This is a genomic window from Nocardioides sp. (assembly GCF_016462705.1).
Taxonomy (GTDB): domain Bacteria; phylum Actinomycetota; class Actinomycetes; order Propionibacteriales; family Nocardioidaceae; genus Nocardioides.
In genome coordinates this window covers 912-10,040 of record NZ_JAEMSS010000152.1, presented here as the reverse complement: position 1 = coordinate 10,040, position 9,129 = coordinate 912, and the positions used below count along the sequence as shown (strand labels likewise).

The window sequence follows — 9,129 nt, the reverse complement described above, 5'->3', positions numbered from 1 at the left end:
TCAAGGTCAACCAGATCGGCTCGCTCACCGAGACCCTCGACGCCGTCGAGCTCGCGCACCGGGCGGGCTTCCGCAACATGATGAGCCACCGCTCGGGCGAGACCGAGGACACCACCATCGCCGACCTCGCGGTCGCGGTGAACTGCGGCCAGATCAAGACCGGCGCCCCGGCCCGGTCCGACCGGGTGGCCAAGTTCAACCAGCTGCTCCGGATCGAGGACGAGCTCGGCGAGGCCGCGAGGTACGCCGGCGCCGGCGCCTTCCCGCGCTACCAGGCCTGAGCATGACCCGCCGTCCGTCGCGCCGCGATGCGGCCTCCGGGGCCCGGCCCTCGGGGCCGCGACGGCGTCCCGGACCGGGCCGACGCACCGGTGCGGACCGCCCGGCCCGGACGCCGGTCCCCGCGGTGGCCGACCCGTCGGCGCCGGACGGTCCGAAGTCGCGGCTCACCAGCCGCGCCGCGGTGCTCGTGCTCGTGGTGGCCGTGCTGATGGTGTCCTACGCGTCCTCGTTGAAGGCGTTCCTTCAGCAACGCACCCACATCAACGACCTCAAGGGACAGATCGCCGAGCGCGAGGCCAACATCGACGCGCTCGAGGCCGAGAAGCAGCGCTGGTCCGACCCTGCCTACATCGAGCAGCAGGCCCGCGCCCGGCTGGGCTACGTCATGCCGGGCGAGCGGACCTACCTCGTGCTCGACGAGGACGGCAACGCGCTGCGCCCCCAGTCCGACCTCGACGACCCGGCCGAGGTGCTGAGCACGACCCCGACGCCGTGGTGGTCCGACGCCTGGGAGTCGGTGGAGCTGGCCGGCCACCCGCCGAAGCCGGCCAAGCCGCCCGCCACCGAGATCGACGGGTCCAGCGAGTCCGCCGGGTGACCGGTCGGCTCGACCCCGCCGACGAGCAGGCGGTCGGCGCGCAGCTGGGCCGCGAGCCCCGCGCCATCCACGAGGTGGGGCACCGTTGCCCGTGCGGGCTGCCGGACGTCGTCACGACGCTGCCGCGGCTGCCGTCCGGGACGCCGTTCCCGACGACGTTCTACCTGACCTGCCCCCGGGCCGCCTCGCGGATCGGGACCCTCGAGGGGTCGGGGCTGATGAAGGAGATGGAGGCGCGGCTCGCCTCCGACCCCGAGCTCGCGCAGGCGTACGCCGCGGCGCACGAGCGCTACCTCGCGGCCCGTGCCGAGCTCGGCCGCGCCGCCGGCCAGGACGTGCCGGAGATCGAGGGGATCTCCGCGGGCGGGATGCCCGACCGAGTCAAGTGCCTGCACGTGCTCGCCGGCCAGGCGCTGGCGCAGGGCCGGGGCGTCAACCCGCTGGGCGACGAGGTGCTCGACCTCCTGGGCGAGTGGTGGGAGCCCGGTCCGTGCGTGGAGACAGGCGATGCCTGACAGCACCGTCGCGGCGATCGACTGCGGCACCAACACCGTCAAGCTCCTCATCGGCGCCCTCCCCGACGTGGACGTCAGGGAGATGCGGATGGTCCGCCTCGGGCAGGGGGTGGACGCCACCGGCCGGCTCGCCGACGAGGCGCTGGAGCGCACCTTCGCCGCACTCGACGAGTACGCCGCCCTGATCGCGGCGCACGACGTCGAGCGGCTCCGCTTCTGCGCGACCTCGGCCACCCGGGACGCCGCCAACGCCGACGTGTTCGCGGCCGGGGTCCGGGCCCGGCTCGGTGTCGACCCGGAGGTCGTGTCGGGCGACGAGGAGGCGGCGCTCGCCTTCGACGGGGCGGTCCGCAACCTGCGCTCCGCCCCCGCCGAGCCCGTCCTGGTCGTCGACATCGGCGGCGGCTCGACCGAGCTCGTGCTCGGCACGCCGTCAGACGGACCCGGCTCGGCCGTCTCCCTCGACATCGGGTCCGTGCGACTGCACGAGCGGCACCTGCACACCGACCCGCCGACCGCGGCCGAGGTGGCTGCCTGTGTGGCCGACATCGACGCCCACCTCGACCGGTCGCCGGTGCCGCTCGCCGACGCCGCGACCGTCGTCGGGGTCGCGGGCACGGTGACCACCGTCGGCGCGGGGGTGCTCGACCTGGCGGCGTACGACCGGGCCCTGGTCGACCAGGCGGAGCTCGCGGTCGACGACGTGCACGGCCTCGCCGGCCGGCTGCTGGCCCTGCCGCACGCCGAGCGCCTCGAGCTGCCCTGGCTGCACCCCGGGCGGGCGGACGTGATCGGCGCGGGTGTGCTCATCCTCGACCGGGTGCTGCGGCGCACCGGCGTCCGGACCCTCGTCGTCTCGGAGGCCGACATCCTGGACGGGATCGCCTGGTCGCTCGTTTGACCGCGCCGTGCCTTGGGCACCGCGCAGCCATGACCTCCACGTCCCAGAGACAGCCGGACCTGTCCGGCGAGCCGCTCGGGGCCGTCGTGCACCGGCTCAGCGAGCAGATCCCGGAGCTGGTGCGCAGCGAGATCCGGCTGGCCCAGGCGGAGCTGACCGAGAAGGGCAAGCGCGCCGGCGTCGGGGTGGGCCTGTTCAGTGTGGCCGGGCTCCTCGCCCTCTACGGGCTGGCCGCGCTCCTCACCACGGTCGTCGTGCTGCTGGACCTCGTCCTGCCGCTGTGGGCGGCGGTCCTCATCGTCACGGCAGTGCTGTTCGCGGCCGCCGGAGTGGCCGCGCTGACCGGCAAGAAGCAGGTCGGTCAGGCGACGCCGCCGGCACCCGAGAAGGCGATCGCCGGCGTCAAGGAGGACGTCGCGACGCTCAAGGGAGGTAGCCACCCGTGAGCACCAACGGAGCGAGCCCGCAGGCCATCGAGGCCGACATCGCCCGCCAGCGCGACCAGCTCGCGGCGACCGTCGACGAGCTGCAGCACCGACTGGACGTCAAGGCACAAGCCAAGGAGAAGGTCGCCGAGGTCAGGGACCGGGCGACCACCGACAACGGCAAGCCCCGCCCCGAGCTCGCAGTCGCCGTCCTGGCGATCACCGCGGCTGTGGTGGGGCTCGTCATCTGGAGAAGGAGCCACCGATGAAGAAGCACCCGTTCAGGAAGCTCACCCTGCTGCTCGCCCTCGGCGCGGGCTACGTGCTCGGCGCCCGGGCCGGTCGCGAGCGCTACGAGCAGATCGCCGACGGTGCCCGCCGGTTCGCCGGCAACCCCAAGGTCCAGGCCGCGGCCGGCAAGGCGCAGGAGACGGTGGCCCAGCAGGCGCCGGTCGTGGCCTCGGCGGTCAAGGACAAGGCGACCTCGGCCGCGTCGTCGGTGCAGGACAAGGTGAGCGGCAAGGATGGCGGCCAGGATGACGACGCCACCCGACCCCACACCGCGGTCGGACAGCCCCTCAGCTGACGGCTGGTCCGACCTCGCGGCGCTGGACGCCGCGATCTCGGACTGCTTCGCCTGCCCGCGGCTCGTGGCCTGGCGCGAGGAGGTGGCCCGGGTCAAGCGGGCGTCGTTCGCGCACGAGACCTACTGGGGCCGTCCCGTCCCGGGCTTCGGCCCGGAGCACCCGGAGATCCTCGTGGTCGGACTGGCTCCGGCAGCGCACGGCGCCAACCGCACCGGCCGGATCTTCACCGGCGACCGGTCCGGGGACTGGCTGTTCGCGAGCCTCCACCGGGTGGGTCTGGCCAACCAGCCGACCAGCGTGCACGCCGACGACGGTCTGGAGCTGGCCGGGACGCGGGTCCTCTCCGCGGTCCGCTGCGCCCCGCCGGACAACAAGCCCACGACGGAGGAACGGGACACCTGCGCACCCTGGCTCGATGCGGAGCTCGGGCTCGTGCTGAAGTCGGTCCGTGTCGTCGTCGCCCTCGGCGGCTTCGGCTGGCAGGCGTCCCTCACGGCGCTGGCCCGGGTCGGGGCGGTGATCCCGGTGCCGCGGCCGAAGTTCGGCCACGGCGCGGAGGTCGTGCTGGCGCTGCCGCAGGACCAGCAGGTCCGGCTGCTCGGCTGCTACCACCCCAGCCAGCAGAACACGTTCACCGGGCGGCTGACCGAGGCGATGCTGGACGACGTGCTCGGGCGGGCCGCTGCTGCCAGACTGCGTCCGTGAGCGACGCAGCGGCCTCGGACCACCTCTACGCCGTCACCGTGGTCGGCCACGACCGGCCGGGCATCATCGCCGAGACCACCGCGCGGCTCGCCGAGCTGGGCCTCAACCTCGAGGACTCGACGATGACCCTGCTGCGTGGGCACTTCGCGATGACGCTCATCTGCGCCGGCGCGGCCGGGGGCCGCGACATCGAGGACGCGCTGGCTCCGCTGACCATCGACCGCTCCCTGCGGGTCACGGTCGCCGAGGTGCCGGCCGAGTCCGGCCCGACACCGGGTGGCTCGCCCTGGGTGCTCACCGTGCACGGGGGCGACCGCACCGGCATCGTGTCGGCGGTCGTCGCGGAGGTGGCGGCGGTCAGGGGCAACATCACCGACCTCACCACGCGGCTCGCGGGCGACCTCTACCTGCTCGTCGCCGAGATCGACGTCCCCGCCGAGGCCGACGTGACGGCCCTCGAGGCGGCCGTCGAGCGGGTCGCGTCCGAGCTCGGCGTCCAGGCGACGCTGCGCCGGGTCGACATCGACGAGCTGTGACGGCCCAGCACCCCGTCGCGCTCTGGTCGGAGGACCTGCTCGGCGTGGAGGGACGGGTCCTGGCGGTCGTCCGCGCCCCGGCCCCGGTGCTCAGCGCGCCCTCGGCCGACGTCGACCCCACCGCCGCCGAGGTCGTCCAGCTCGCTGCCGACCTGGTGGAGACCATGCGGGTGAGCCCCGGCTGCGTCGGGCTGGCGGCGCCGCAGGTCGGTGTCGCAGGCCGGGTGTTCTGCGTCGACGTGTCCGCCCACCCCAAGGTCCGCACCCACCACGGCACGTTCGTGCTCTGCAACGCAGAGATCGTCTCGGCGACCAGGAACGAGAAGGCCCGTGAGGGCTGCATGAGCGTCCCCGACCTCACCGGCGACGTACGCCGCGCCAGCCGGCTGGTCGTGCGCGGCCTGCTCCCCGGCACCGGCGAGGAGGTCGAGGTGACCACCGACGCGTTCGAGGCGCGGGCCCTGCAGCACGAGATCGACCACTGCGCCGGCCGGCTCTTCCTCGACCGGGTCGCCGGTGCCGACGCCGTCCACGCCCGGTCCACATACTTGTAGGCCTGCCCCCGTATCCCAACCGGTAGAGGAAGTCGCCTTAAAAGCGACCCAGTCTGGGTTCGAACCCCAGCGGGGGCACCAGCGGTGGCTCCGCGCTCAGCACCCCACGCCGGCGAGGTCACCGTCGTCGAGCACCTCCCGGCCGGACCGGAACGAGTAGGCCGAGCAGTAGTAGAAGCTCAACAGCTCGTCGCGCTCCAGCGTGATCGGCGCCCACAGTCCGCCGCCGCGCGGCTCGAGGTAGCGGAACCGGGTCCCGGTGAGCGCGCGGTCGTCGTCGGCGTGCTTGAGGTAGCGGTCGAGCCAGGCCTGCGCGTAGTGGCTGGAGAGGGCCTGCCCGTACCTGCTGGCCGGCATCACCAGCGGGATGTCGGTCCACTCCAGGTGGGTGGACGCCCGCGGCACCACCACCATGCTGTCGACGCCGGCCTCGCGCCAGGCGTCGTACCCGGTCTGCTTCTCCCGCCGTGGGTCCGGCCCGTCGGGGCTGGGTGCGGGGTTGAGCGAGGATCCGCCGTGCAGGGTGTACGGCGTGACCGTGAAGCCGTACTCGCCCTGCAGGCCGAGGGCCGGGACGACCGGCCGGTTGTCGAGACCCTCGAACGGAGCGGAGCCGTCGGGTCCGACCAGCTTGTCCAGCGCCACCACGGCGGCGACGCGCTCGTCGTAGCCCTGCACCTTCGAGACCGCCGCCGCACCCATGGAGTGCCCGACCAGGGCGAGCCTCGTGGTCCGGCCCGGTGTCGCCGGGCGCGGGTCGGGACGGCGGTCCCACAGCCGCCAGTAGGGGTTGTGGGTGTCCACTTCGACGTCGGAGGAGCTCGGGTTGGCGTACGGCGACTGCGGCGTCGACACGAAGAAGTCGAGCGCGTCGACGGTGCCGAGCTCGAAGTTCGCGAGCTGCTGGGACGGCACTCCGGGGCAGCCGGTCTGCTCGCCGTCGCGGGGAGTGCCGAACGGGTTGCAGAAGGGGAGCGCATCGACCTGCTCGCCGGGTTGCGGCTCGTGCGGGAGCGTCTCGCTCGCACCTTGCCCCTGCACGTCGTAGGTGAGCACCACGTAGCCCCGCTCCGCGAGGTCCTGGGCCAGCCAGCGGTACATCCCCTCGCTGCCCTGCACCGACCCCGGCGTCATCACCACACCGGGGAACGGGCTGCGCAGCCGCTCGCCCGTGTAGGGGTCGCGGGCGCCCGGCTGGGGCCGGTAGACAGTGCCACGCAGGAGCGCCCCGTAGCGGTTGGTGAAGGACACCCGCTCGCTGAGGCCACGGGTGCCGTCCCAGCCCGCCCGGAGCGGGTTGCCGACGTCCCATCCCGGGACGACCGTGCCGGCGGTGAGAGCAGGCCGGTTCGGCGTCGCCGCCTGCGCGAGGAGCTGCGCCAGATGGTGGGCCGCGGTAGTGGTGGCGAGCGCCGGGAGGTACGCCGGGTTGGCGAGCTGCCCGCCCGGGCCGGTGACCCGGCCGTAGGCGTCGGCGATGTTGCGCGTGTCCCGGGCGACGTAGCCGGGGGAGTGCACCGGCGGCTGGTCGACCGCCGTCGCGGGCAGCGTCCCCAGGGCGCAGGCGGTGCCGAGGACGACGACGAGAGCGCGACGGAGCATGCCTGCCCAACGACGGAGACCTGCCCCGGTTACCGGACTTGCCTTCAGGTCGACCTGAAGCGCCACACTCGGGTCATGAGCCACCACGACCACACCGCGGACCCCGCCAAGGACGACGACGAGATGGACATGTTCACCCAGCAGTTCTGGGACGAGCGGTACGCCGGGTCGACCCGGGTCTGGTCGGGCAAGCCCAACCAGCGACTGGTCGAGCAGGTGACCGGCCTGGCAGCGGGGCGGGCGCTGGACGTCGGGTGCGGTGAGGGGGCGGACGTCGTGTGGCTGGCTCAGCAGGGATGGCTGGCCGCGGGCATCGACGTGTCGCAGATGGCGATCGAGCGGGGCGCGGAGCACGCCGCGGAGCTCGGGGTCGCCGACCGCACGACCTGGGCGCGGGTGGACGTGCTCGGCGGCGAGCCGGTGCCCGGTGGTATGGACCTCGTGACGGCGTCGTTCCTGCACCCGCCGCTGGCGCTGTTCGCGCAGACCTTCGGCGCGATCGCCGGGGCGGTGCGCAGCGGCGGGACGCTGCTGGTGGTCGGGCACCACCCCGCCGACGCCTCGACCGGCCTGCGCAACCCGGCCCTGGCGCACCTGCTGTTCGCCCCCGAGCAGGTCGTGGCCTGTCTGCCCGCGGGCGCCTGGGAGGTCGTGGTGGCCGAGGGGCAGACCCGGGAGACCACGAACGCCGACGGCGACACGATCACCATCACCGACACGGTGGTGCGCGCCGTACGCCACTGATCCTCAGCCAACTCACAGGTTCGGCAGGAACGCTGCGGGCGACGGACGCGTTCTGCCAGGTGTGGTCCGTAGACTGGGCCACATCGGCGACCCGTCACCGCGACGACCGCCCACACCCTCCAAGGAGGAGTACAGATGCAGAGCAACAACCCGGTGTTCCGCCGCTCGGAGGAGTTCAACTCGGCGAACACCTACGGCAACCAGACCTATGCGGGTGGCGGCGCGCCCACCGCGGGCTACGGCCTGCCCACCACGCCGGACAGCCGCGTCGGTGCCCCCATGACCATCGACTCGGTCGTGCAGAAGACGGCGATCTCGCTCGCGATCGTGATCGTCGTGGCCGCGGCCACCTGGCTCGTCACCCCGGACCTCACGGACTCAGAGGCCTCGCTCGGCCCGCTCTACTCGGCGCTGCTGATCGGCAGCCTGGGCGCCTTCGCCCTGTCGATGGTCAACTCGTTCAAGCGCGTGGTCAGTCCGGCCCTGGTGCTGCTCTTCGCGGCGTTCGAGGGCGTGGCGCTCGGTGCGTTCAGCAAGGTCATCGACAGCGTCTACGGCGGGCAGGACAACCTGGTCGTCCAGGCCGTCATCGGCACCTTCGCCGCCTTCGCCGGCACGCTGGCCGCCTACAAGATCTTCGACATCAAGGTCGGGTCGAAGTTCCGGATGTTCGTCATCGCCGCGGTCTTCGGCATGATCGGGCTCAGCCTGATGGAGCTCGTCCTGAGCATGTTCAGCAGCCAGCTCGGCCTGTTCGGCTTCGGCGGCCTCGGCATGCTGACCGCCATCGCGGGTCTGGTGCTCGGTGTGTTCATGCTGATCCTCGACTTCGACTTCGTCGAGCAGGGCATCCGCAACCAGATCCCCGAGCAGGAGTCGTGGCGCGCCGCGTTCGCGATCACCGTCTCGCTGGTCTGGATCTACACCAACCTGCTGCGCCTGCTGGCCATCTTCAACTCCGACTGACCCGACCAGCCAGCGCCACCGGCTCCGGCAGCCCTCGGTCCTCGGGACCGGGGGCTGTCGTCATGCTCCCTCGGTGCCCACCGCTGCCGGGTCGGACTCCTCGACGTCCTCGGGCGCTTGCGCGTCCGCGGTCTGCTGGCGGCGGCGGTGCCGGAGCTCGACCCACAGGCCGCGTACGCCGAGGCGCCGCCCGCTGACCTCGGTGCCGTCCAGCTCGGTGCCCGGGGTCTTGACCGCCTGGATCGCGGCGTCGGCGATGGGCAGCACGCCCTCGCCCCGCGCGGGGCCGGTCTCCTCCTCCTCGGTCAGGCCGAGGGCGGCCAGCGTCGACGGGAGCAGGACCCCGACGAGCGAGCGGTAGCCGGCCACCGAGGGGTGGAACTGGTCGGGGCCGAACAGGATGGCCGGGGCGGCGGCGAACTCCGGTCCGAGGATCGAGCCGACGGACACCGTCCGGCCGCCGTTCTCGAGGACCGCGATGGTCTGCGCCGCCGCGAGCCGCCGCGACCACGTGCGGGCGACCTGCTTCAGCGGAGGGACGATCGGCTTGAGGGTGCCGAGGTCGGGGCAGGTGCCGACGAGCACGGCGACGCCGGCCTCGCGCAGCCGGCGTACGGCCTCGGAGAGGTGCCGCACCGACGTCGCCGGCCGCACCTGGTGGGTCACGTCGTTGGCGCCGATCAGGATCACCGCGACGTCCGGCTCGATCGGGAG

General features: G+C 73.2%; 13 protein-coding genes, 1 tRNA gene and 1 pseudogene. 13 read left to right on the top strand and 2 right to left on the bottom strand.

Going from position 1 to position 9,129, the window contains the following annotated elements:
- The 11 genes and pseudogenes from eno to JHD21_RS16870 form a co-directional block, all read left to right on the top strand.
- Positions 1-281 (top strand): annotated as a pseudogene (eno, locus tag JHD21_RS16920) (phosphopyruvate hydratase); the annotation flags it as partial.
- Between the two features lie 2 nt (positions 282-283).
- Positions 284-880, top strand: coding sequence for a septum formation initiator family protein (locus tag JHD21_RS16915; protein ID WP_292677546.1), 597 nt, complete (start codon positions 284-286; stop codon positions 878-880).
- Positions 877-1,395: a DUF501 domain-containing protein gene (locus JHD21_RS16910; RefSeq protein ID WP_292677545.1), complete on the top strand. Its 519-nt coding sequence runs from the start codon at positions 877-879 to the stop codon at positions 1,393-1,395. The genes JHD21_RS16915 and JHD21_RS16910 overlap by 4 nt, the downstream gene beginning before the upstream one ends.
- The gene (locus JHD21_RS16905) at positions 1,388-2,296 is read left to right on the top strand and encodes a Ppx/GppA phosphatase family protein (RefSeq protein ID WP_292677544.1); all 909 of its coding nucleotides are present in this window, start codon (positions 1,388-1,390) and stop codon (positions 2,294-2,296) included. The genes JHD21_RS16910 and JHD21_RS16905 overlap by 8 nt, the downstream gene beginning before the upstream one ends.
- A gap of 29 nt (positions 2,297-2,325) precedes the next feature.
- Positions 2,326-2,742, top strand: coding sequence for a phage holin family protein (locus tag JHD21_RS16900; RefSeq protein ID WP_292677543.1), 417 nt, complete (start codon positions 2,326-2,328; stop codon positions 2,740-2,742).
- On the top strand, positions 2,739-2,990 hold the full coding sequence (locus JHD21_RS16895; RefSeq protein ID WP_292677542.1) for a DUF3618 domain-containing protein: 252 nt from the start codon (positions 2,739-2,741) through the stop codon (positions 2,988-2,990). The genes JHD21_RS16900 and JHD21_RS16895 overlap by 4 nt, the downstream gene beginning before the upstream one ends.
- Positions 2,987-3,307: a hypothetical protein gene (locus JHD21_RS16890; RefSeq protein ID WP_292677541.1), complete on the top strand. Its 321-nt coding sequence runs from the start codon at positions 2,987-2,989 to the stop codon at positions 3,305-3,307. Before JHD21_RS16895 ends, JHD21_RS16890 begins: the two co-directional genes overlap by 4 nt.
- Complete coding sequence (locus JHD21_RS16885; RefSeq protein WP_292677540.1) at positions 3,258-4,013, top strand: uracil-DNA glycosylase; 756 nt, start codon at positions 3,258-3,260, stop codon at positions 4,011-4,013. Before JHD21_RS16890 ends, JHD21_RS16885 begins: the two co-directional genes overlap by 50 nt.
- Entirely contained in the window at positions 4,010-4,549 is a 540-nt protein-coding gene (locus JHD21_RS16880) for an ACT domain-containing protein (RefSeq protein ID WP_292677539.1), read from the top strand. The genes JHD21_RS16885 and JHD21_RS16880 overlap by 4 nt, the downstream gene beginning before the upstream one ends.
- Entirely contained in the window at positions 4,546-5,103 is a 558-nt protein-coding gene (gene def / locus JHD21_RS16875) for a peptide deformylase (RefSeq protein WP_292677538.1), read from the top strand. Before JHD21_RS16880 ends, def begins: the two co-directional genes overlap by 4 nt.
- Positions 5,104-5,107: 4 nt before the next feature.
- Positions 5,108-5,184, top strand: a tRNA-Leu gene (locus tag JHD21_RS16870).
- 15 nt (positions 5,185-5,199) lie between these two features.
- On the opposite strand, the gene JHD21_RS16865 is transcribed toward JHD21_RS16870, so the two are convergent.
- On the bottom strand, positions 5,200-6,705 hold the full coding sequence (locus JHD21_RS16865) for an alpha/beta hydrolase (RefSeq protein ID WP_292677537.1): 1,506 nt from the start codon (positions 6,703-6,705) through the stop codon (positions 5,200-5,202).
- A 75-nt stretch (positions 6,706-6,780) separates the two neighbouring features.
- Here JHD21_RS16865 and JHD21_RS16860 point away from each other — a divergent pair, with 75 nt between their 5' ends.
- Both JHD21_RS16860 and JHD21_RS16855 read left to right on the top strand, forming a co-directional pair.
- On the top strand, positions 6,781-7,449 hold the full coding sequence (locus JHD21_RS16860) for a class I SAM-dependent methyltransferase (RefSeq protein ID WP_292677536.1): 669 nt from the start codon (positions 6,781-6,783) through the stop codon (positions 7,447-7,449).
- Positions 7,450-7,584: 135 nt separating this feature from the next.
- On the top strand, positions 7,585-8,415 hold the full coding sequence (locus JHD21_RS16855; RefSeq protein ID WP_292677535.1) for a Bax inhibitor-1/YccA family protein: 831 nt from the start codon (positions 7,585-7,587) through the stop codon (positions 8,413-8,415).
- 60 nt (positions 8,416-8,475) lie between these two features.
- Here the strand turns inward: JHD21_RS16855 and JHD21_RS16850 are convergent.
- On the bottom strand, positions 8,476-9,129 hold a 654-nt coding region (locus JHD21_RS16850), incomplete at its 5' end, for a GDSL-type esterase/lipase family protein (RefSeq protein WP_292677534.1).

What these genes read in the sequence shown, in the direction of transcription:
- JHD21_RS16915 (WP_292677546.1), top strand. Translation starts at nt 284, where the DNA reads ATGACCCGCCGTCCGTCGCGCCGCGATGCGGCCTCCGGGGCCCGGCCC.
- JHD21_RS16905 (WP_292677544.1), top strand. Translation starts at nt 1,388, where the DNA reads ATGCCTGACAGCACCGTCGCGGCGATCGACTGCGGCACCAACACCGTC.
- JHD21_RS16900 (WP_292677543.1), top strand. Translation starts at nt 2,326, where the DNA reads ATGACCTCCACGTCCCAGAGACAGCCGGACCTGTCCGGCGAGCCGCTC.
- JHD21_RS16890 (WP_292677541.1), top strand. Translation starts at nt 2,987, where the DNA reads ATGAAGAAGCACCCGTTCAGGAAGCTCACCCTGCTGCTCGCCCTCGGC.
- JHD21_RS16885 (WP_292677540.1), top strand. Translation starts at nt 3,258, where the DNA reads ATGACGACGCCACCCGACCCCACACCGCGGTCGGACAGCCCCTCAGCT.
- JHD21_RS16865 (WP_292677537.1), bottom strand. Translation starts at nt 6,705, where the DNA reads ATGCTCCGTCGCGCTCTCGTCGTCGTCCTCGGCACCGCCTGCGCCCTG.
- JHD21_RS16860 (WP_292677536.1), top strand. Translation starts at nt 6,781, where the DNA reads ATGAGCCACCACGACCACACCGCGGACCCCGCCAAGGACGACGACGAG.
- JHD21_RS16855 (WP_292677535.1), top strand. Translation starts at nt 7,585, where the DNA reads ATGCAGAGCAACAACCCGGTGTTCCGCCGCTCGGAGGAGTTCAACTCG.